This is a genomic window from Kitasatospora sp. NPDC059747 (genome assembly GCF_042732955.1).
Taxonomy (GTDB): domain Bacteria; phylum Actinomycetota; class Actinomycetes; order Streptomycetales; family Streptomycetaceae; genus Kitasatospora.
Genome location: NZ_JBHWGV010000019.1, coordinates 82,276 through 103,590, shown reverse-complemented (window position 1 = coordinate 103,590; position 21,315 = coordinate 82,276). Strand labels below are relative to the sequence as shown.

The window sequence follows — 21,315 nt, the reverse complement described above, 5'->3', positions numbered from 1 at the left end:
GCCCCGGGCCCGGGCGGGGGATTGGGGGGCGGTCAGCCGGTGATCGGCGGGCGGTAGGTGGTGTCCGGGCCCTGCGGGCCGCGCGGGCCCGCCTCGGGATCCACCACCTCGCCCTGGACGACCTTGCCGTCCGGGCGGTGGATCCGCATCTGCTCCTGCAGCCGCATCGCGTCCGCGAACGCGTCCGCGCCCACGGCGGAGGTGCTGCGCAGCGCCTTGTCCGCCAGCCGGCGGCCGGCCGCCCGCCAGAGCGCGCGCGTCGGCGGGAACAGCAGGGTGAGCGCGACGAGGTCCGACAGGAAGCCGGGGACGATCAGCAGCAGACCGGCCAGGACCGTCATGCTGGTGCCGGTCTGGGGCTGCTGCGACTTCGGGTCCTTGCTCTGCTCGATCGCCGCGGACAGCGCCTTCAGCCCGGCCCGCTTGATGAGCGAGCCGCCGATCACGGCGCCGGCGATGAGCAGCAGCAGGACGGTGAAGCCGCCCAGCCACGAACCCACCTGGACCAGCAGCCAGATCTCCAGCACCAGCCAGGCGGTGATCAGCAGCGGCAGCACACGGCGGAGCTTTCCGCGCGGGGCCGGACGGGCGGGGGTAGCTTGCTGGGTCACGGTACGGATCCACTCCAAGGCGGTGCTCTGCACGCCGCACGGGAGGTCCGGGCCGGCTACGGCACCACCTCGTCCAACGATTCCCCGGCGGCCGGTGTTCCGCCGGACCGTCGCCGGCGCAGCGAGACCAGGAGGCCCGCGCCGCAGGCCAGCAGGCCGCCGAGGGCGAGCGCCCACTCCGGAGCGGGGCCGATCCGGTCGGCCACCGTGGTGCCGTCGCGCAGCGGGACGGTGGCGGACAGCTCGGCCGGCGTCAGCTCCCGGGTGCGCTGCTCCACCGTGCCGTCCGGGGCGATCACCGCGCTGATGCCGCTGGTGGCGGCGATCAATACGGCCCGGCCGTGCTCGACCGCGCGCAGCCGGGACATCGCGAGCTGCTGCTCGGGCTGGCCGGTCTTGGCGTAGGTGGCGTTGTTGGTCTGCACGACCAGGACGCGGGCGCCGCTGTCGACGGTGTCGCGGACGATCTCGTCGTAGGCGACCTCGAAGCAGATCACGTCGCCGATCCGGGCCGGGCCCAGCTGCATGACGCCGTTGTGGTCGCCGGGCCAGAAGTCGCGGGCGACCCGCTGCAGGCGGGTGATCACCTTCATCAGCTGGGCGCGGAACGGCACGTACTCGCCGAACGGGACGGGGTGCTGCTTGGTGTAGGAGGCGCCGGGGCCGGTCTTCGGGTCCCAGACGATGCCCTCGTTCTGGACGTGCTGGGCGTCCGGGCCGTCCACCAGGGTGCCGACCAGGGTGGGCACGCCGACGGTCTTCACGGCCCCGTCGATGCGCTCGTAGGCGAGCGGGTCGCTGAAGGGGTCGAGGTCGGAGGAGTTCTCCGGCCAGATCACGACGTCGGGGCGCTCGACCTTGCCGGCCTTGATGTCGGCGGCCAGCCGCTCGGTCGCCGAGGCGTGGTTGTTGAGGACCATCATCGGGCGGCCGAGGAAGTCCATGCCGGGGTTGGGCACGTTGCCCTGGACGATCGCGACCTTCACGGTGTCGTCGGCCTTGGTCGGCACCGGGACGAGGTAGCCGGCCAGCAGCGCCGCCACGGCGCCGAGTCCGGCCAGGGCGGCCGCGCGCGGGGCGCGGCGCGGGCCGCGCAGGCGCAGCGCCGCCCAGGCCAGCAGGGCGCCGGAGAGGGCGACCGCGAAGGTAACCAGCGGGGCGCCGCCGATCGCGGCCAGCGGGGTGTACGGGGTCGCCGTGTTGGCGAAGGCCAGCCGGCCCCAGGGGAAGCCGCCGAGCGGCAGCCGGTCGCGCGCCCACTCCTGGGTGACCCACAGGCACGCGGCCCACAGCGGCCAGGCGGGCAGGCGGGAGGTGAGGGCGAGGCCGGCGCCGAGCAGCAGCATGAACAGCGCCTCGACGACCGACAGGCCGACCGTCGCGTCCCAGCCGACCACGCGCAGCCAGCTGAGCAGCATCAGGAAGAACGGGAAGCCGAACGCGAAGCCGGTCCAGGCCGCCTGGCGGACCGTGCGGCCCCGGGTGAGCAGCGAGAGCGCCGCGACGCCGAGCAGCGACAGCGGCCACAGGTCGTACGGCGGGAAGGCGAGGGCCAGCAGCAGGCCGGCCAGGGCGGCGAGGCCGGTCCGGGGCAGGCCGGCGCGGACCTTGGCGACGGCTCGGGCGAGCCGGCCGGGCCGTGCTTCGGGGGCCGGCGGCTCGGGTGCGGCAGCGGACCGCTCCTGGGTGACGGACATGGTCACCGGCGCACCATCTCTCTGTGGCTTGTTGTTCGGACGCAGTGCGAAGAAGGTACCCCGGAACGGACGGTGACCGGGAGGCGAGGGGCGGGTGGGGACGGGCCCGCGGCCTGGTCAGCGGGGCGCGTGGCGGATCCCGCCGAACGGCCGGTCGGCGGCGAGATCGGATGGAGACCGCGCGGTGGAGGCGGGCTGCCGGACCAGGCGGCGAGATCGGATGCGTTGTGCCGCTCGCCCAGGGGCTCCAGGCGGAAGTCCTGGGTGAGCAGCGTGCGCGGGACGGTGGAGCCGGCGGGGACCGCCGGGCTGATCGTCGTCCGGCCGACCTGCGTGGCCCGGCGGCTCCGCCCGTCTACTCGGCGGCCGCGTGGACCGTGCGGCCCCGCACGACGGTGCGCAGGCAGGTCGGCAGCGGGTGGCCGGGGGTGAGGTCCGGCAGGCCGGGGGTGCCGGAGCGCGGGTCGGTGGACCAGCCGGCGACGCGGGAGTCGGGGGCCTGGACGACCAGGTCGCCGGCGGCCCAGATCGCGTAGCTGGCGACGGCGCCCGGGACGAGGACGCCGTCCTGGTCGCGGCCGATCGCGCGCCAGCCGCCGCGGGTGTGGGCGGTGAACGCGGCGCGGACGGAGATCCGGTGCTCCAGCGTCCGGTGGAAGGCCGCGGCCCGGACCGTCCCCCACGGGTCGAGCGGGGTCACCGGGGCGTCGGAGCCGAACGCGAGCGGGACACCGGCGCGCAGCAGGGCGGCGAACGGGTTGAGCGCGGCGGCCCGTCCGGCACCGAGGCGCTGGACGTACATGCCCTCCGGGCCGCCCCACGCGGCGTCGAAGGCGGGCTGGACGGAGGCCGTGAGGCCGAGTTCGGCGAAGGCCGCGACGGACTCGTCGTCCAGCGCCTCGGCGTGCTCGACGCGGTGGCGCAGGGCCTTGACGCGCGCGGCGCCGACCCGCTCGCCGGCCGCCCGGACGCCGTCGACGACCGCGCCGACGGCGGCGTCGCCGATGGCGTGGAAGCCGGCCTGGAGCCCGGCCTCGGTGCACGCGGCGACGTGGTCGGCGACCTGGTCGGCGGTCAGGTAGGCGGTGCCGGTGTGGTCGGCGTCGGCGTAGGCGGCGTGCAGGCAGGCGGTGTGCGAGCCGAGTGCGCCGTCGACGAAGAGGTCTCCGCCGGCGCCGACCGCGCCGAGTCGGCGGGCCGTCTCGACGCCGCCCAACTCGCCCCAGTAGCCGAAGACTTCGGGGCCATCGCCGTCGGCGGCCAGGGCCAGCAGGGCGGCCAGGTCCGCCTCGGAGGAGATCTCCGGGCCGGCGCACTCGTGCAGGGCGCCGATGCCCAGTTCGGCGGCGCGGGCGAGGGTCGCGCGCTGGGCGCGGCGGCGCTGCTCGGGGGTCAGACGGGCGAGCGCGGTCTGCCGGACGGCGTGGTGGGCGTCCTTGGTGAGGGGGCCCTCGGCGCAGTGGCCGGGCCGGTCGGCGAGGCCCTCGGTGAGGGTGCGCAGCGCGGTGGTGGCGAGGGCGGAGTGGACGTCCGTGCGGGACAGGTAGACGGCGGCACCCCGTGCGGCGGCGTCGAGTTCGGCGAGCGTGGGCGGGCGGCCCTCGGGCCAGCCGGTCTCGTCCCAGCCGTGGCCGATGAGCACGCCGCCGGCCGTCTCCTGGGCGTCGACGAAGGCGGTGAGGGCCGCCAGGGCGGCGGCGAGGGACGGGCTGCCGGTGAGGTCGAGGCCGGTGAGCGCCAGTCCGGTGGAGGTCGCGTGCACGTGGGCGTCGACGAACGCCGGGGTGACCAGGGCGCCGTCGAGCTCGACGATCTCGTCGGCCACCCCCTCGTACGCCTCGGCGGCGCCGTCACTGCCGACCCAGGCGACGTGTTCGCCCTCGACGAGCATCGCGGTGGCGAAGGGGTCGGCGGGGCTGTAGACGGCGCCGCCGCGCAGCAGGACGGTCCGGTTGGTGCGTTCGGTCATGCGCCCAAGTCTGCACCCTCCCTCCTTGCCCGCCGACGGGCTGGGGGGCACCCCCAAGCCGACGGGCTGGGGGAGAGGCGCCCACCGACCGGTGCTCAGATCTTCGGGGGTCGCGCCTCGTAGGGGGTGGACAGCACGACCGTCGTGCGGGTCGAGACGCCGGCCGCGCTGCGGATGCGGGCGAGCAGGTCCTCCAGGTCGCCGGGCGCGCCGACGCGGACCTTGAGGATGTAGTTCTCGTCGCCGGCGACGCTGTGGCAGGCCTCGATCTCGGGCAGGCCCGCCAGGCGGTCGGGGGTGTCGTCGGGCGCGCTGGGGTCGAAGGGCTTGACCGAGATGAACGCGGTCAGCGCCAGGTCGACGGCGTCGGGGTCGATGATCGCGGTGTAGCCGCGGATCACCCCGCGCTGTTCGAGGCGGCGCACGCGCTGGTGCACCGCCGAGGTGGACAGGCCGGTGGCCTTGCCCAGGTCCGTGTAGCTCATCCGGCCGTCCTCTAGGAGCAGCTGGACGATGCGTTGGTCGAGATCCTCCACAGTGCGCAAACCTACCCGCTCGGGGGCGCGCGGGGCGCCCCGATGGGCGCACACGGTGTCACCAGGGGCGGGCAGGGGTGTCAGGCGGGCACATGCCGGGCGAATGTGGCGAAGGACACACCCGGTGCATCATGGTGCGCCGGACCGCAGGATTATGTATCCGCGCGGGAGGGAAGTGCTGGTTGTGGCCCCGGGCGACCACGCCGGGCCCGATCCGAGGGGGATCCTCATGCCTGCTACCGACCAGCGTGCCCTGGGCTCCGACGAGACCGACGATACGGCCGGCCGCGACGACATCGCGGTCGGGCACCTCCCCACGCCGAGCGCCGACCCGGGCGACGGCGAGCCCTGGGACATCTTCCGGGTCCACTGCCCCGAGTGCCGGCGCCCGATCGCCCTCGTCGCGGACGAGGAGCGGCTGCCGCTGCACGCCCTGCTGCCGACCGCGTGGAACCCCTTCGCCCCCGCGATCTGCCCGGGCTCGGGCACCCCGACCGACGACCTCGCCGAGGCGGAGGCCTCGGACGACGACGGCCCGGCCGGCTTCGAGGCGCTGTTCAAGCTGCCGAGCGGCCTGGACTGGCGCACCCAGCCGTTCTCGCACGCGGTGGCGCACCGCCCGGTGCGCGTCGCCGCCGTCACGCCGACCATCCCCGAGCAGCGGCGCCGGCTGATCAGCCGCTGACGCCAGCGAGTTGACGGGACGTCAAACCGCATTCGACGGGAAAGCGAAACCTCCGGCCGCCGCTCCGCACCCTGGAGCGACGGCCGGAGGCCGTGTCGGGGCCGTGTGCCGGCCGCGGGTGAGGGGCCCGTCAGCCCCGGGTGAGGTGGCGGCCGATCACGAGCCGCTGGATCTGGTTGGTGCCCTCGACGATCTGCAGCACCTTCGCCTCGCGCATGTACCGCTCGGCCGGGAAGTCCTGCGTGTAGCCGTAGCCGCCGAGCACTTGGACGGCGTCCGTGGTCACCCGCATCACGGTGTCGGTGCAGAACAGCTTGGCCATCGCCGCCTCCTTGGAGAACGGACGGCCCGCGTCGCGCAGCCGCGCGGCGGACAGGTACAGCGCCCGGCCGGCCTCGATCTGGGTGGCCATGTCGGCGAGCATGAACGACAGGCCCTGGAACTCGGCGATCGGGCGGCCGAACTGGCGGCGGGTGCCGGCGTACTCGACCGCGAGGTCGAGCGCGGCCTGGGCGACGCCGATCGCGCACGCGGCGATGCCGAGGCGGCCGGAGTCGAGGGCGGCGAGGGCGATCTGGAAGCCCTGCCCCTCCTCGCCGACCAGCCGCTCGCGCGGGACGCGGGCACCGTCGAAGTGCACCTGCGCCGTCGGCGAGGAGCGCATGCCCATCTTGTGCTCCGGCGCGGCGAACGACAGGCCGGGCTGGTCGCCGGGGACGAGCAGGCAACTGATGCCCTTCGGGCCGTCCACGCCGGTGCGCACCAGGGCGCTGTAGAAGTCCGCCCGCCCGCCGTGGGTGATCCACGCCTTGGTGCCGTTGACGACGTACTCGTCGCCGTCCAGCCCGGCGCGGGTGCGCAGCGCGGCGGCGTCCGAGCCGGACTGCGGCTCGGAGAGGCAGTAGGCGCCGAGCTGCTCGCCGGAGAGCATGCCGGGCAGCCAGGCGGCGCGCTGCTCCTCGGTGCCGAAGGTGGCGAGCGCGTGGCAGGAGAGCGTGTGCACGCTCACGCCGAGGCCGACGGCCAGCCAGCCGGCCGACAGCTCCTCCAGGACCTGGAGGTAGACCTCGTAGGGCTGCTCGCCGCCGCCGTACTTCTCGTCGTAGGGCAGGGACAGCAGGCCCGCCTCGCCGAGCGTGCGGAAGACGTCGCGCGGGAAGCGGTCGGCGGCCTCGTCCTCCGCCGCGCGCGGCTTGAGCTCGCGCTGGACCAGCTCCCGGGTGAGGCTCAGCAGCTCACGGGCCTCCTCGGTGGGCAGCTGGCGGTCCACGGGCTTCGCAGGGGAGGTGGTCATGGCGGCGGTCGCCTCCTCGATCGGGCGCCGGGTCCTGGTTCGGCAGGTCCGGCGCGGGTGTGGCAGGTCGGCCCGACCGGCACCGGGTTGCGGTGAACGGCCGTTCACAGGCGTGGCGAAGTGAGTATGCCCGAAAGCCGCGCCGACGTCACGACCTGCGCATATGAACTGTCCGGAGTGGCCGGGTACGGCACCGTAGGGTTGACGATGTGGCTGCTTCCGATACCCCGAACCCCCGTGCCGGCCTGATCACGCCGCCCGATCACGGCGCACCGGGCCGTCCGGACGGTCCTGGCACCCTCGGCGCACCGGGCCTTCCGGGCGGTCCTGGCGCCCTCGCCGCCCCCGGCAGCCCCGACACCGTCGCCGCCCTCGCCGCCGAGCTGCGGGCGCTGCCGCCGTCCTGCGGGCCGGTGCGGCTGGTCGCGGTGGACGGGCACGCGGGCTCGGGCAAGACGACGTTCGCCGGGCGGCTGGCCGGGGCGCTGGGCGGGGCCCCGGTGATCCACCTCGACGATCTCGCCACCCACGCCGAGCCCTTCGGCTGGGCCGGGCGGCTGCGCGAGCAGGTGCTGGAGCCGCTGGCGGCGGGTCGGGACACCGCGTACGACGTGTACGACTGGACGCTGCGGCGGTTCGCCGGCACGGCCGCGGTGCCGGTGGCGCCGGTGGTGCTGGTGGAGGGCGTCGGGGCCGGGCGGCGGGAGGTGCGGCCGTGGCTGGCGCGGATCATCTGGATGGACCTGGACGCCACCACCGCCCGGCGCCGCGGCGAGGAACGGGACGGGCCGGAACTGGCCGAATTCTGGGTGGGCTGGGCACGCGCCGAATCGGCGCATTTCGCCGCCGACCCGAGCCGGCCGCACGCCGGCACCCGCGTCGACGGAGTGACCGGACGGATCTCGCCGGGCACCGTGGGTGAACCTTCAACAAGCTCTTGACCTGCGCAGTCACCGCGTCCTAAGTTCTCCCCAGACGCCGGAACGAAAGCTTCCGGCCACCGTGGACCCGGCATCCCCGGCTTGTTCCCCCGTGAGCCGGGGGTGCCGTCCGCGCCCGTCGCGAAATGCGCTCCCCCACCGCCCGACGTGCCCAACAACCGCGCGCACGATCGCATTTGAACCGGTGCGGCACCCTTCCGGATCAGCGTGGCCCCGGTACGATTTGCACCAGGCGCATCTGCGCCCCGGGGGCTTGCGAGCACCGGCCGGCTCCGCGCACGCGGCCCGCGGGCCGAGCCCCGGGCCACACCGCGGGGGGCGTGAGTGACGACGGTCGACAGTTCCGACAGCAACGCGGGCGGCCCGGACCGGCTCGCCGACCGGGCCTGGCTGCGCGCCATGGACGCCTACACGGCGGGCGCGTACGCGCGCGCCGAGGAGGAGTTCCGCGCGGCGGTACGGCTCGACCCCGGCATGGCCGACGCGTGGCTCGGCCTGCACGCCCTGCGCAGCGACACCCCGGCCGCCCTGCTCGCGATGTACCGCCACCAAAAGCGCTTCGGCGAACAGCGCCGGATCCACCGCCGGCCGCTCAGTTCCTGGTACTGGCTGGGCTGGTGGGTGCAGCCGGTCCTGGAGGACGCCCGCGACCTCGCGCTCGCGCACGCCTCGCACTGGCTGGACGGCCGACACCTGGCCGAGCTCGACCGCGCGCTGGAGCAGTGCCCGGCGCCCAGCGAGGACCCGTCCGCCCAGTTCCTGTACGCCTGCCGCTCCTACCTGCTCAAGGACTGGGAACAGCTGATCCGCGACACCGACCGGCTGCTCGACGACCCGATGCTCGGCATCGAGGCCGGGCTGTTCGCCGGCATGGCGCGGGTCCGGCTGGACATGTGCGCCCAGGCCCAGGCCCCGCTGGCCGCCTCGCTGGCCCGCTGCCGCTCCGAGCAGCCGCAGCGCAAGGAGCTGCGGTACTGGCTGGGGCGGGCGTACGAGGGGGCCGGGCGCAGCGCGGCGGCGCTGCCGCTGTACCGGGCGGTGCACCGGGCCGATCCGGCGTTCATGGACACCGCGGCCCGGCTGGCCGCGATCTCGGCGGAGGACGCGCTCGCGGACGGGCTGCTGGAGGGCGGGCGCCCGGGCGGGGTGGAGGAGCCGTACCTGGACGACGTCCCGCCGGAGGAGATGACGCCGGAGGGCTTCCTGCCCGGTGTGCAGTCGACGGGGGTGTTCGCGCCGGACGAGCTCTCTCCCAACGGGCTCCCCTCGAACGGGCTTCCGTCGAACGGGCTCGCTCCGAGCGGCCTCTCCCCCGACGGCTTCTCCCCCAACGGCCTTTCTCCGGACGCCCTTTCTCCGGACGCCCTTTCTCCCGAGGACGTCGAGTACCAGGACGCGTACGGCCAGGGGCCCGGCTACCCGAGCGGCGGCGGGTACGCCGAGGAGGCCGCACCGACGGACGCCCCGCCGCAGGCCGCCGGCGAGCGCTCCGGATCGGCCGGGCCGACCGGACCGGCCGGGCCCGCCACGCCCGTCGCGCCCATCGTGCCCGTCGTGCCGCTCCCGCTCCGCGGCGAGGCGCTGCCCCGGATCGCCCCGTCCGCCGGATCCCAGCAGGCGGGCGGCGAGCGCGAGTTGGACGCCGCCCTGTCCGAACTCGCCATGATGGTGGGCCTGGAGCCGGTCAAGCGCCAAGTGCGGGCGCTGTCGGCGCAGTTGCGGATGGCAGGGCTCCGCGCCGAGCAGGGTCTGCCGGTCCAGCCACCCAAGAGGCACTTCGTCTTCTCCGGCCCCTCGGGCACCGGCAAGACCACCGTCGCCCGGATCCTCGGGCGAGTCTTCCACGCCCTCGGCCTGCTCTCCGGCGACCACCTGGTCGAGGCGCAACGGGCCGACCTGGTCGGTGAGTTCCTCGGCCAGACCGCCGTCAAGGCGAACGAGCTGATCGACTCCGCGCTGGACGGCGTGCTCTTCATCGACGAGGCGTACAGCCTCTCCAACTCCGGCTACACCAAGGGCGACGCGTACGGCGACGAGGCGCTCCAAGTGCTCCTCAAGCGCGCCGAGGACAACCGCGACCGGCTGGTGGTGATCCTGGCCGGCTACCCCGAGGGCATGAACCGGCTGCTCGCCACCAACCCCGGCCTCAACTCCCGCTTCACCACCCGGGTCGACTTCCCCAGCTACCGCCCCGGCGAGCTGACCGCGATCGGCGCGGCGCTGGCCGGCCGGGACGGCGACGGCTGGGACGAGGACGCGGCCGAGGAGCTGGCCAGCATCTGCACCCACGTGGTGCGCGAGGGCTGGATCGACGAACTGGGCAACGGCCGCTTCATCCGTACCCTGTACGAGAAGTCCTGCGCCTACCGGGACCTGCGGCTCTCGCTGCTGCGCGAGCCGCCGGGCCGGGAGGACCTGGCGACGCTGCGGCTGCCGGACCTCGTCCAGGCGTACGGGGAGCTGATCGACGGCCGGAACTGACCGCCCGCGGGTCAGCTCCCGAGGCTCCCGGAGCCCCCCGAGCCCTCGAAGCCCCCGAAGCCCCCGAAGCCCCCGAAGCTCCTGAGCAGCTCGGCCTCGCGCTCGGCGTCGAGCCACACGAAGGGCCGGTCGCTGCGCTGCGGCGCGCTGCCGCCGATCGATTCCAGCCACGCCCAGGTGTCCCGGACGGTCTCGGCCACCGGCCGGCAGCGCAGGCCGGTGGCCACCGCGCGGTCGACGTTCGCGTCGTGCAGGTAGTCGTGCAGGTCGCCCGGCGGCACCCAGATCGGCAGTTCCGTCCACGGCTCGACCCCGGCCGCCACGATCCGCTCCGGGTCCGTCCAGCGCAGGTCGGCGTCCGAGCCGGTGGCGCGGACGCACTCCTCCAGGACCGCCCCGATGGTCGCGTGCCCGGGCGGGCTCACCAGGTTGTACGCGCCGCCGAGCCGCGCCGCGGTGGCGTCCAGCATCCAGGCGGCGAGGTCGCGGGCGTCGATGTACTGCAGCGGCAGCCCGCGCGGGCCGGGGGCGAGCACCGGGCCGCCCCTGGCGATCCGGTTGAGCCAGTACGGCAGCCGGCCGATGTTCTCGTACGGGCCGAGGATCAGCCCGGCGCGGGCGTACACCGCGCTCCCGCCGAACTCCTCCTCCAGGGCGAGCTCCGCGCCGCGCTTGGCCTCGGCGTACGGCACCTCGCCCGCGGCGTCCGGCGTGGCCTCGACGACCGCGGCGGACTCGTCGGCGGCGGCGGGCTTCGGGTAGTCGTACACCGAGCAGCTGGACACGTACGCGTAGTGCCCGACCCTGTCCTTGAGCAGCCGGGCGCTCGCCCGGACCGCCGCCGGGGCCCAGGACCAGGTGTCCACCACCGAGTCCCACTCCCCCGCCGCCAGGGCGTCGAGCCCGCCCTCGGCGGTGCGGTCGCCCCGCAGCACCGTCACGCCCTCGGGCGCGGGCTGCGTGCCGCGGTTGAGGGCCGTCACCTCCCAGCCCCGTGCCACCGCCTCCTCGGCGATGGCGCGTCCGACGAACTTCGTTCCACCCAGCAAGAGAAGCCTCATGCCGACCACCCTGTCCTGCGGGTGGCCGGCATGGGAACGGCTGCCTGCTGTCGGCAGAATCGCCGAGAGCGGAAACGCCGGTGGAGCGGGTGACGAAGCGGCCGCCGTCGGCGGCGGAACGCGGCTGAGGGTGGCGGAACGTACCCGAGTGTGGCCGAGCACGGCCGAGCGCGGCCGAACGCGGCGAAAAAACGTTACGCCACGGAGCGGTGGTCCGGGTCGTGCATCTCGCCGACCAGCTCCTCCAGGACGTCCTCCAGCATGACCACGCCGAGCGTGCGCCCGTCCTGGTCGAGGACGGCCGCCAGGTGGCAGGCCGCCCGGCGCATCGCGCCGAGCGCGTCGTCCAGCGGGAGGCCGCCGCGCAGCACCGTGATGGGCCGCCACAGGCGGGCCGGGACGGGCAGCGACGGGTCCTCGACGTCGAGGATGTCCTTGAGGTGCAGGTAGCCCAGGTAGCCGTGGCCGGCCGGGTCCCCGTCGGTCACCGGGAAGCGCGAGAAACCGGTGCGCAGCGCCAGCTCCTCGACCTCCGCGGCCGTCACCTTGGTGTCCACGGTGACCAGCTGCTCGGGCCTGAGCAGGACGTCGGTGACCGGCCGGTGGCCCATCTCCAGCGCGTCCTCCAGGCGCTCCTGGCGCTCCTCGTCGAGCAGGCCCGCGTCCCGGGAGTCGACCAGCAGGTACATCAGCTGCTCGGTGGTGAACACCGACTCGACCTCGTCCTTGGGCTCGACCCGGAACAGCTTCAGCACGCCGTTGGCGAAGGCGTTCAGGAAGCCGATCACCGGGGCCAGCCAGCGGGCCAGGCGGTCCAGCGGCGGGCCGAGCCACAGCGCGGCCTTCTCCGGCCCGGCCAGGGCGACGTTCTTCGGCACCATCTCGCCCATCACCATGTGCAGGAAGACCACGACGGCCAGCGAGATCCCGTACGACAGCGGGTGCATCAGGCCGGACGGGATCCCGATCGCGTGGAACGGGCCCTCCAGCAGGCTCGCGATGGTCGGCTCGGCGAGCGCGCCGAGGCCCAGCGAGCAGACGGTGATGCCCAGTTGGGCGGCGGCGAGCATCGCGGAGACGTTCGACAGCGCGTGCAGCACGGTGCGGGCGCGCTTGTGGCCCGCCTCGGCGAGCGGTTCGATCTGGCTGCGGCGCACCGAGATCACCGCGAACTCGGCTCCGACGAAGAACGCGTTGCCGAGCAGGAGCAGGAGGGCGACGGCCAGTTGGAGCGCGGTCATCGGGTCCCGTCCTCGTCGTCGAACTCCGGGTGCGCGGTGCTGCGCTCCACCCGGACCTTGCTGGTGCGGTGCCGGTCGACCGCCTCCACGGTCAGCAGCCAGCCCGGCAGGTGGGCCTGCTCGCCCGGCTGGGGCAGCCTGCCGAGCAGGTCCGCGACCAGGCCGGCCAGCGTCTCGTACGGGCCGTCCGGGGCGTGCAGGCCGATGGCCTCCAGCTGGTCGGTCCGGGCGCGGCCGTCGGCCTCCCAGACCGGCCGGCCGTCGACGGGCGGCAGCGGGACCAGCTCGGGGCTGTCGGCCGGGTCGTGCTCGTCCTGCACCTCGCCGACGATCTCCTCGACGATGTCCTCGACCGTGACGACGCCGGCGGTGCCGCCGTACTCGTCGACCACGATCGCCATCGGCTGGAGCCGGCGCAGCTGGTCGAGCAGGCGCTCGGCGGGCAGCGTCTCGGGCACCAGGAGCGGCGGCGAGGCCAGCTCGGCGACCCTGGTCCGACCGCGGTGGACGGCCGGGACGGCCAGCGCGTCCTTGAGCGTCACGGTGCCGGTGACCTCGTCCAGGCTGTCGGTGTAGACCGGGAAGCGGGACAGGCCCGTCGCCCGGGTGAGGTTGACCACGTCGGAGGCGGTCGCGTCGCGCTGCAGCGCGGCGACGTCCACGCGCGGCGTCATCACCGACTCCGCGGTGAGCTCGCCGAGGCCGAGGGTGCGGACGAACAGCGTCGCCGACTCCTCGTCTATCGCGCCGGCCTTGGCGGAGTGCCGGGCCAGCGAGACCAGTTCGGCCGGGGTGCGGGCGTGCGCCAGCTCCTCCTGCGGCTCGATGCCGAAGGCGCGGACCGTACGGTCGGCGGCCCCGTTGAGGAAGCTGATCAGCGGACGGCAGGCGCGCGAGAACGCCATGTGCGGCGCGGCCACCGCGCGGGCCACCTGGAGCGGTCGGGAGATGGCCCAGTTCTTCGGGACCAACTCGCCGATCACCATCTGCAGGACGGTCGCCAGGAGCATGCCGACGATCACGGCGGTGGCGTGGGCGGCCGCGTCGGGCAGGCCGACGGCATCGAACACCGGGCTCAGCAGGGTCGACAGCGCCGGCTCGGCGAGCATGCCGACCACCAGCGAGGTGACGGTGATGCCCAGCTGGGCGCCGGAGAGCTCGAAGGAGAGGTGGCGCAGGGCCCGCGCGACCCGGCGGGACTTGGCGTCGCCGGCCTCGGCGGCGCGCTCCACCGCCCCGCGCTCGACGGTCACGAAGGCGAACTCGGCGGCCACGAAGAGGCCGTTGGCGAGGATGAGCAGGACGGCCGCGAACAACAGCAGCCAGGCGGTGATCACAGTGCCGCCTGCCTTCCGGGGGCCGGAAGTGAGGCGGCGCAGGTACTACTACCGGACGGATCGTCCATCGAGGGGGAGTGTCACTCCTCAGGTCGTGTCGGGCGGGGCGGCAACTTTGCCCCGCTTTTACCAGCGTAGACCATAGCCGTTTCGACCGTTATCCGACCGCGATCCGGCTGCGGTTCGGCCGCAGCTCGGCTGCGGTTCGGCCGCGGTTCGATTCCGGGAGGAGCGTTCGGGCCCTGCTCAGGCGGCGTGCGCGTGGTGCTCGACGAGGTCGCGCAGCGCGCGGGCGTTGGCGATCGCCTGGGCCTTGCCGACGCCGGACTGGATGCCGACGGCGGCCAGCGAGGTGCCGTCGGACAGGTCGAGCGTGGCCCACGGGTCGCCCTGGCGGAAGTTGACCCGGACGATCTCGGCCCAGGCCAGCCGGCGGCGGCGCACGAAGTTGACCACCGTCACGCCCTCCGCGTCCGCCGTCACCCGGGGGCGGGCCAGCATCAGGCCGACGCACGCGAACGCGACACCGCTGCACAGCATCATGATCCGGTCGTTGAGCTGCCAGGTCTCCGGGAGCACGAGCGCCATCCCGGCGAACAGCACCACCAGCAGCGCGCAGACCGGCAGCAGCACGGCACGGGTGCGGCGCGGGGCCCAGGTGACGGGGTACTCGACGGGCGTGGACACGTGGATCTCCGGTGGGGGTGGTTCGGTCGGGGGCGGTTCGGTCAGGGGTTGTCCGGCGGCGGACAGCGCGAGGGCGGGGACGCCGGTCGGCGTCCCCGCCCCATTCAACCCTTGCTTACCTGCGCGCGGACCGGAGGCCCGCGGGACGCGAGGTCAGAGGCGGCAGGCGTGGATGTTGGTGACCAGGATCGCCCGGGCGCCGATGCCCCACAGGTCGTCCATGATCTGCTGCGCCTCCTTGCGGAGCACCATCGCGCGCACGGCCACCCAGCCCTCGGTGTGCAGCGGGGAGACGGTCGGCGACTCCAGGCCCGGGGTGAGGGCCACGGCGGCGCTCACGTTCTCCGCGCGGATGTCGTAGTCCATCAGCACGTAGCGGCGGGCCACCAGCACGCCCTGGAGGCGGCGCAGGAACTGCTCCACCGCCGGGTCCTCACCGGCGCCCTTCGGCCGGATCACGACGGCGTCGGAGATCAGGATCGGCTCGCCGAACACCTCCAGGCCCGCGTTGCGCAGGCTGGTGCCGGTCTCCACGACGTCGGCGATCACGTCGGCGACGCCCAGCTGCACCGCGGTCTCCACGGCACCGTCCAGCTTGGTGACCGTCGCCTTCACGCCGTGGTCGGCGAGGTGCTGCTCGACCAGGCCGGTGTAGGAGGTCGCGATGCGCAGGCCCTCCAGGCCCTTCACGTCCTCGACCGGGACGCCCACGGGACGCGCGAAGCGGAAGGTCGACCCGGCGAAGCCGAGCGCGAGCACCTCCTCGGCGTTGGAGTGCGAGTCCAGCAGCAGGTCGCGGCCGGTGATGCCGACGTCCAGGCGGCCGGAGCCGACGTAGACGGCGATGTCGCGCGGGCGCAGGAAGAAGAACTCGACCTCGTTGTTCGGGTCGACGAGAACGAGCTCCTTGGGGTCCTTCCGCTGGCGGTAGCCGGCCTCATGGAGCATCTCCGCCGCGGGACCCGAGAGAGAACCCTTGTTGGGGACGGCGATGCGCAGCATGGGAGGTCGGTTCCTTACCTGTTGGGAGGGGTGCTGGTGGGAGCGGTCTGTTAGAGGTACTTGTAGACGTCGTCGAGCGTCAGGCCACGGGCGATCATCATCACCTGAAGGTGGTAGAGGAGTTGCGAGACCTCCTCGGCCGTCTGCTCGTCCGACTGGAACTCGGCGGCCATCCAGACCTCGGCGGCCTCCTCGACGACCTTCTTGCCGATCGCATGGACGCCCTGCTGGACGAGCTGCGCGGTGCGGGAGGACGAGGGGTCGCCGGTGGCGGCCTTCTGCTGGAGCTCGGCGAAGAGCTCCTCGAATGTCTTCGAAGCCATGATGGGACTCACCTTACGGCGTGCGGGCGGACCGACGGTAAACGGTCCCGGACCGTGGACAGTCCATTGGACGTCCACGGTCCGGGACCGTGCGCGCGTGGTGATGCGCTCGGTGACGCGCGTGGCGGCGCGATCGGTGACTCGCGTGCCGGCGCGATCGGTGACGCGTGCGTCAGCCGAGGTCGCGCAGCGTCACCGCGGTGGCGACGGCGGCCGTGACGGCCTCGTGGCCCTTGTCCTCGGCGGAGCCGGGCAGGCCCGCGCGGTCGAGCGCCTGCTCGTCGTTGTCGCAGGTCAGCACGCCGAAGCCGACCGGGACGCCGGTGTCCACGCTGACCTGGGTGAGGCCGGCGGTGGCCGCCTGGCAGACGTAGTCGAAGTGCGGGGTGCCGCCGCGGATGACGACGCCGAGGGCGATCACGGCGTCGTAGCCGCGGTCGGCGAGGCGCTTGGCGGCCACCGGCAGCTCGAAGGTGCCGGGCACGCGCAGCACGGTCGGCTCGGTGACGCCCAGTTCCTTGAGCGCCCGGTGGGCGCCGTCCAGGAGGCCGTTCATCACCTGGTCGTGCCACTGGGCGGCGACGACCGCGACCTTGAGGTCGGCGGCGCCGTCGATGGTCAGCTCGGGGGCTCCGTGGCCGCTCATGTTCGCTACTTCCTGTCCTGTGCGTCGTGCGGGTGGGTTGGTGCGGGTGGGCTCGGGGCGGTCAGGAGCCGAGGCCGGGCAGGTCGTGGCCCATCCGGTCGCGCTTGGTGCGCAGGTAGCGCAGGTTGTGCTCGCCCGGCGCGACCTCGACCGATTCACGCCCCTTGACCTTGAGGCCGTGCTCGGTGAGCGCGGTGAGCTTCTCGGGGTTGTTGGTGAGCAGCGTCAGCGAGCGCACGCCGAGGTCGACGAGCATCTGGGCGCCGATGCTGTAGTCGCGGGCGTCGGCCGGCAGACCGAGGTCGAGGTTGGCGTCGACGGTGTCCCGCCCCTGCTCCTGGAGCTCGTAGGCGCGCAGCTTGTGGGCCAGGCCGATCCCCCGGCCCTCGTGCCCGCGCAGGTAGAGGACGACGCCGCGGCCGGACTCGGCGACCCGGCGCAGCGAGGCCTCCAGCTGCGGGCCGCAGTCGCAGCGCAGCGAGCCGAAGACGTCGCCGGTGAGGCACTCGGAGTGGACGCGCACCAGCACGTCCTCGCCCTCCGGCAGCCGCCCGTCCGGGCCGAGTCCGCCGGCGACCAGGGCGATGTGCTCGACGCCGTCGATGGTGCCCTTGTAGGCGACGGCGGTGAACTCGCCGTGGACGGTGGGCAGGGCGGTGGTCGCGGCACGGTCGACGTGCAGCTCGGTGCGGCGGCGGTAGGCGATCAGGTCCTCGATGGAGATGATCGCGAGGCCGTGCTCGCGGGCGAAGGCGACCAGTTCGGGCAGGCGGGCCATGGTGCCGTCGTCGTTGACCACCTCGGCGATCGCGCCGGCCGGCGCCAGCCCGGCGAGCCGGGCCAGGTCGACCGCGGCCTCGGTGTGGCCGGGGCGGACCAGCACGCCGCCCTCGACCGCGCGCAGCGGGAAGACGTGGCCGGGGCGGGTGAGGTCGCCGGGCTCGGTGCCGGCCGAGGACAGCAGGCGGACGGTGCGGGCGCGGTCGGCGGCGGAGATGCCGGTGTCGACCCCTTCGCGGGCGTCCACCGAGACGGCGTACGCGGTGCCCTTGCGGTCCTCGTTGACCTGCGTCATCGGCGGCAGCTTGAGCCGGTCGAGCTCGTCGCCGGTCATCGGGGCGCAGATCACGCCGGAGCTGTAGCGGATGGTGAAGGCCATCAGCTCGGGCGTCGCGGCGGAGGCGGCGAAGACGATGTCGCCCTCGTTCTCGCGGTCCTCGTCGTCGACCACGATCACGGCGCGGCCGAGGGCGATGTCGGCGATCGCCCGCTCGACCGGGTCGAGGACGAACTCGTCTGCGTCGCCGTCGTTCTGACTGGTCGTCAAGCTGCTCTGGCGGCTCATGCGGTGACTCCCTGCGGGACGGTGGCGGACTGGGGACGCTGCTCACGGGTGCTCAGCCACCACGCGCGCAGGCCGAGCAGCACCAGGACGAAGTAGATCGAGTAGGTGAGGCCGGAGAAGGTGTAGCCGCTGTTGAACGCGAGCGGGACGCCGACCACGTCGACGGCGATCCAGGCGAACCAGAACTCCAGCCAGCCGCGCGCCTGGGCGACCATCGCGGCCAGCGTGCCGACGAAGATGTAGGCGTCCGACCAGGGGCTCCAGGAGAGCGTCGGGTAGGCCTTGAACAGCAGCCCGAGCGCGACCGTCCCGGCGGCGGTGCCGGCCACCAGGGCCGCCCGCTCGGGCCAGGTGGCGAAGCGCACGGCGATCGTGCCGGTGTCCCGGCGGCCGCGCTGCCACTGGGCCCAGCCCCAGGCGGCGGTGACGATGACGATCAGCTGCTTGCCGATCAGGCCCGGGACGTGGCCGCCCAGGTAGGCGGCGATCAGCACGGCGCCGGAGAGCAGCTGGACCGGCCAGCTCCACACCGAGCGGCGCCAGCCGAGCGCGAGTCCGGTCAGGCCGAACACGTTGCCGATCATGTCGGCCCACTTCACGTGCTCGCCGAGGACGGTGAAGGCTTCGGAGCTCAGCCAGCTCACTTGGATTCCCCCGTGGTTTCGTTCGCGGTGTCGAGGTCGTTCAGGCCGTTCAGGCCGTTCAGGCCGTTCAGGTTGGGGAGGTTCGGCAGGGTGCGGGACTCCAGCAGCCGCTCCACGTACTTGGCGAGCACGTCCACCTCCAGGTTGACGCTCGCGCCGACGGTCTTCGCGCCGAGCGTGGTCAGCGCGAGGGTGGCGGGGATCAGGCTGACGGTGAAGCTGTCGCGGGCGGCCTCGACCACGGTGAGGCTCACGCCGTCGACGGTGATCGAGCCCTTCTCCACCAGGTAGCGGGAGATGGTCTCCGGGAGGCTGAACCGCAGGACCTCCCAGCGGAGTTCGCCAGCCGCGTCGCGCTCGCCGGGCTCGCGGGCCAGCAGCCTGCCGGTCGCGTCGACGTGCCCCTGGACGAGGTGGCCGCCGAGCCGGTCGCCGAGCGCCATGGCGCGCTCCAGGTTGACCGGCGAGCCCGGTGCGAGCTCGCCCAGGCTGGAGCGGTGCAGCGTCTCCGCCATCACGTCGGCGCTGAACTCGCCGGTGCCGGCCGCCAGTTGCTCGGGGGTGTCGACCACCGTCAGGCACACGCCGTTGACCGCGATCGAGTCGCCGTGACGCGCACCGGAACAGACCACCGGGCCGCGCAGGCGGATTCGCGAGGAGTCGCCGATCTCCTCGATCGACACGACCTCGCCGAGCTCTTCGATGATGCCGGTGAACACCCGGGTTCTCCTCGCGCTTGGGGCGCGGACTCCGGGGCGGCAAGGGGAGATGACACGGACGGGCACCGGTGCACGGAGCCGGTGGCACACCCGTCTCCGGGGTACCGCAGCAGCCGGGAGATCGCTCGCCCGGCACGGAAGCGCGTGCGCTCCCGCCGTCCACCTTCCCGCGGACCACCGGGGGGCCACGGGTACTGCTCTTCGTCCGCCCGCGCACGCCTCCCATCCGGACTTTAACCGTCGGTCCAGGAATTTCACCTGGTCAACCGCCCGCTGGCTGCGGACGGGTCGCGGACTGTAACCGCCGGTTCGGATTTTCACCGACCCCGGAGTGCGCTGAACGTCACTGCTGTTGCGGTCATTGTGCCACGGCGCGCGCAAGGCCAGCGAGAGGCTTTCGCTGTGGGCTGTTTCACGTGCGGGCGGGGAATGCGCGGCGCGCTCGTGGTCGCGGGGCACTCGTGATCGCGGGGCGACCGTGGGCGCGCGGCCGTGCGGTGGTGGTCGGCGGGGTGGGGGCGCAGGCTGGTGATGGTGGGGGTGTTCACGGAAGGTGAGGAAGCTCCGGGGTCCGGAGCTGTGGAGGCGAGAACGATGAAGTTCATGGACGTCCACCACGGGATGGCCGGGATCACCGGCGACCAGCTCAAGGCGGCCCACGACGCCGACCTGGCGGTCCAGGGCGACGAGGGCGTGCGGTTCGAGCAGGCGTGGGCCGACCCCGAATCGGGCACGGTGTACTGCCTCTCCGACGCGCCGTCCAAGGAGGCCGTGCAGCGCGTCCACACGCGTACGGGCCACCCGGCGGACGAGATCCACCCGGTGCCGCTGCAGATCTGAAGCCGGCGGGCCCCAGAGCCTGGCAGGCCGCAGAGCCCGGCGGGCCCCAGAACGTGGCGGGCCTCAGAGCCTGGCGGGTGCGGCGATCGGCATGAAGTGGCTGACCACGGGCGGGTGCGCGAGGTAGCTCAGCTCCCCCTCGGACCAGACCGGCCGGATCCGCCACATCGGCCCGGCGTACCCGCGCAGGGCCTCCTCGTCGCGCCACCGGCTGACCACGAGCACCCGGTGCCCGTCCTCGGTCACCGAGCGCAGCAGCTCGCCGCCCAGGCAGCCGTCGGTGCTGCCGAGCTGCGGGATCACCTTCGTCGTGAGCAGCGTGCAGAATTCCTCGACGCGCCCGGCCATGACCTGCCCGGCCCAGATCCTGACGATCACGACCACCACCTCCCGCGGAAGTCCTTGGCCCCATTATCAGCGGAATCTGCGGAAAAGCGCTGGTGGGGAGGGGTGGACTCGGATTCGCCCCGGCCGGTGCCTTGACCCGCCCGGCTAGATTCGCCGGTATGACCAGCACATCGGAAACTTCCCTTCCGTCAACCGCCGGGCAGGACGGGCCGCATGGCCTCTTCGCCGCGCTCGACGCCGGCGCCCTGCGCACCGCCGAGCAGCTGCGCGAGGTCTACGAACAGCCCGGCCAACGGGCGCGCCAGAAGCAGGTGGACCGGCTGCACGAGGTCGCGCGGCAGCTGATCGCCTGCTCGTCGATGGTCTTCGTGGCCAGCTCCGACGCCGAGGGCCGCTGCGACGTCTCGCCCCGCGGCGGGCCGGCCGGGTTCGTCTCGGTGCTCGACGAGTACACGCTGGCCATACCGGACGCCACCGGCAACAAGCGCCTGGACACCCTGAACAACATCCTGGAGAACGGCCGGGTCGGGCTGCTCTTCGTCGTCCCCGGGCGGGACACCACCCTGCGCGTCAACGGGCGGGCCTGCGTGTCCACCGACCCGGAGCTGCTGCGCCGGCTGACGGCCGTCGGCAAGCCGCCGCGCTGCGCAATCGTCGTGGGCGTCGAGGAGGTGTACGCGCACTGCCCGAAGTCGTTCCTGCGCGGTTCGGCGTGGAAGCCGGAGAACTGGCTCGCCAAGGACGCACAGCCGAGCTCGGCGGCGGTCACACTCTCGCACCTGCGGGACGGCGGGCTGACCATCGAGATGATCGAGCAGGACGAGCGGGACGCGCTGCAGTACCGGTACGAGTAGGGGCTGCCGGAGCCCGGCCGTGTCCGTCCGCATCGGCCGGCATCCGTCCGCATC

The 21,315-nt window shown here is 73.7% G+C and carries 21 protein-coding genes and 1 riboswitch; of the genes, 5 read left to right on the top strand and 16 right to left on the bottom strand.

The genetic code is table 11. The features are described from left to right. Positions 1–32 precede the first annotated feature (32 nt). The 4 genes from fxsA to ACFV4G_RS11410 form a co-directional block, all read right to left on the bottom strand. Positions 33–611 (bottom strand): FxsA family membrane protein, encoded by a 579-nt coding sequence (gene fxsA / locus ACFV4G_RS11425; protein ID WP_380438943.1) that lies wholly within the window; start codon positions 609–611, stop codon positions 33–35. A gap of 56 nt (positions 612–667) precedes the next feature. Then, positions 668–2,308: an apolipoprotein N-acyltransferase gene (gene lnt, locus ACFV4G_RS11420; RefSeq protein ID WP_380438956.1), complete on the bottom strand. Its 1,641-nt coding sequence runs from the start codon at positions 2,306–2,308 to the stop codon at positions 668–670. A 355-nt stretch (positions 2,309–2,663) separates the two neighbouring features. Continuing rightward, positions 2,664–4,277 carry an amidohydrolase gene (locus tag ACFV4G_RS11415; RefSeq protein WP_380438941.1) on the bottom strand — a complete coding sequence of 538 codons (1,614 nt, stop codon included), beginning with the start codon at positions 4,275–4,277 and terminating at the stop codon, positions 2,664–2,666. 95 nt (positions 4,278–4,372) lie between these two features. Next, positions 4,373–4,813: an Lrp/AsnC family transcriptional regulator gene (locus ACFV4G_RS11410; RefSeq protein ID WP_380438939.1), complete on the bottom strand. Its 441-nt coding sequence runs from the start codon at positions 4,811–4,813 to the stop codon at positions 4,373–4,375. A gap of 229 nt (positions 4,814–5,042) precedes the next feature. Between ACFV4G_RS11410 and ACFV4G_RS11405 the strand changes: the two genes are divergently transcribed. Beyond that, positions 5,043–5,498, top strand: coding sequence for a hypothetical protein (locus ACFV4G_RS11405; RefSeq protein WP_380438937.1), 456 nt, complete (start codon positions 5,043–5,045; stop codon positions 5,496–5,498). Between the two features lie 130 nt (positions 5,499–5,628). Here the strand turns inward: ACFV4G_RS11405 and ACFV4G_RS11400 are convergent, their stop codons facing one another. Beyond that, positions 5,629–6,792, bottom strand: a complete 1,164-nt coding sequence (locus ACFV4G_RS11400; RefSeq protein ID WP_380438935.1) for an acyl-CoA dehydrogenase family protein — start codon at positions 6,790–6,792, stop codon at positions 5,629–5,631. A gap of 383 nt (positions 6,793–7,175) precedes the next feature. On the opposite strand from ACFV4G_RS11400, the gene ACFV4G_RS11395 reads away from it, so the two are divergent. Together ACFV4G_RS11395 and ACFV4G_RS11390 are read left to right on the top strand one after the other, a co-directional pair. Then, positions 7,176–7,733, top strand: a complete 558-nt coding sequence (locus tag ACFV4G_RS11395) for a uridine kinase (protein WP_380438954.1) — start codon at positions 7,176–7,178, stop codon at positions 7,731–7,733. Between the two features lie 399 nt (positions 7,734–8,132). Then, positions 8,133–10,214: an AAA family ATPase gene (locus ACFV4G_RS11390; RefSeq protein WP_380438952.1), complete on the top strand. Its 2,082-nt coding sequence runs from the start codon at positions 8,133–8,135 to the stop codon at positions 10,212–10,214. Positions 10,215–10,225: 11 nt separating this feature from the next. Here the strand turns inward: ACFV4G_RS11390 and ACFV4G_RS11385 are convergent, their stop codons facing one another. The 10 genes from ACFV4G_RS11385 to ACFV4G_RS11340 form a co-directional block, all read right to left on the bottom strand. Then, the gene (locus ACFV4G_RS11385) at positions 10,226–11,275 is read right to left on the bottom strand and encodes an NAD-dependent epimerase/dehydratase family protein (RefSeq protein WP_380438933.1); all 1,050 of its coding nucleotides are present in this window, start codon (positions 11,273–11,275) and stop codon (positions 10,226–10,228) included. Between the two features lie 194 nt (positions 11,276–11,469). Next, positions 11,470–12,516, bottom strand: a complete 1,047-nt coding sequence (locus ACFV4G_RS11380) for a hemolysin family protein (RefSeq protein ID WP_380438931.1) — start codon at positions 12,514–12,516, stop codon at positions 11,470–11,472. Then, entirely contained in the window at positions 12,513–13,853 is a 1,341-nt protein-coding gene (locus ACFV4G_RS11375) for a hemolysin family protein (protein WP_380438929.1), read from the bottom strand. Before ACFV4G_RS11375 ends, ACFV4G_RS11380 begins: the two co-directional genes overlap by 4 nt. Positions 13,854–14,099: 246 nt before the next feature. After that, positions 14,100–14,540, bottom strand: a complete 441-nt coding sequence (locus ACFV4G_RS11370) for a PH domain-containing protein (RefSeq protein ID WP_380438927.1) — start codon at positions 14,538–14,540, stop codon at positions 14,100–14,102. 153 nt (positions 14,541–14,693) lie between these two features. Continuing rightward, positions 14,694–15,542, bottom strand: a complete 849-nt coding sequence (hisG, locus tag ACFV4G_RS11365) for an ATP phosphoribosyltransferase (RefSeq protein WP_380438925.1) — start codon at positions 15,540–15,542, stop codon at positions 14,694–14,696. Between the two features lie 50 nt (positions 15,543–15,592). Continuing rightward, positions 15,593–15,865 (bottom strand): phosphoribosyl-ATP diphosphatase, encoded by a 273-nt coding sequence (locus ACFV4G_RS11360; protein ID WP_030242547.1) that lies wholly within the window; start codon positions 15,863–15,865, stop codon positions 15,593–15,595. 172 nt (positions 15,866–16,037) lie between these two features. Then, positions 16,038–16,511: a 6,7-dimethyl-8-ribityllumazine synthase gene (gene ribH, locus ACFV4G_RS11355; protein WP_380438923.1), complete on the bottom strand. Its 474-nt coding sequence runs from the start codon at positions 16,509–16,511 to the stop codon at positions 16,038–16,040. Positions 16,512–16,572: 61 nt separating this feature from the next. Beyond that, entirely contained in the window at positions 16,573–17,856 is a 1,284-nt protein-coding gene (locus ACFV4G_RS11350; RefSeq protein ID WP_380438921.1) for a bifunctional 3,4-dihydroxy-2-butanone-4-phosphate synthase/GTP cyclohydrolase II, read from the bottom strand. Beyond that, on the bottom strand, positions 17,853–18,440 hold the full coding sequence (locus ACFV4G_RS11345) for a nicotinamide mononucleotide transporter family protein (RefSeq protein WP_359963820.1): 588 nt from the start codon (positions 18,438–18,440) through the stop codon (positions 17,853–17,855). The genes ACFV4G_RS11350 and ACFV4G_RS11345 overlap by 4 nt, the downstream gene beginning before the upstream one ends. A gap of 56 nt (positions 18,441–18,496) precedes the next feature. Next, positions 18,497–19,219 carry a riboflavin synthase gene (locus tag ACFV4G_RS11340; protein ID WP_380438919.1) on the bottom strand — a complete coding sequence of 241 codons (723 nt, stop codon included), beginning with the start codon at positions 19,217–19,219 and terminating at the stop codon, positions 18,497–18,499. 210 nt (positions 19,220–19,429) lie between these two features. Then, positions 19,430–19,557, bottom strand: a riboswitch (FMN riboswitch). A gap of 256 nt (positions 19,558–19,813) precedes the next feature. Between ACFV4G_RS11340 and ACFV4G_RS11335 the strand changes: the two genes are divergently transcribed. Continuing rightward, entirely contained in the window at positions 19,814–20,059 is a 246-nt protein-coding gene (locus ACFV4G_RS11335; protein ID WP_380438917.1) for an SCO4226 family nickel-binding protein, read from the top strand. A 63-nt stretch (positions 20,060–20,122) separates the two neighbouring features. Here ACFV4G_RS11335 and ACFV4G_RS11330 read toward each other — a convergent pair whose 3' ends face one another. Next, the gene (locus tag ACFV4G_RS11330) at positions 20,123–20,437 is read right to left on the bottom strand and encodes an antibiotic biosynthesis monooxygenase family protein (protein WP_380438915.1); all 315 of its coding nucleotides are present in this window, start codon (positions 20,435–20,437) and stop codon (positions 20,123–20,125) included. A gap of 128 nt (positions 20,438–20,565) precedes the next feature. Here ACFV4G_RS11330 and ACFV4G_RS11325 point away from each other — a divergent pair, with 128 nt between their 5' ends. Continuing rightward, a complete protein-coding gene (locus tag ACFV4G_RS11325; protein ID WP_380438913.1) occupies positions 20,566–21,261 on the top strand; it encodes an MSMEG_1061 family FMN-dependent PPOX-type flavoprotein in 696 nt (231 codons plus the stop codon). Positions 21,262–21,315 lie beyond the last annotated feature (54 nt).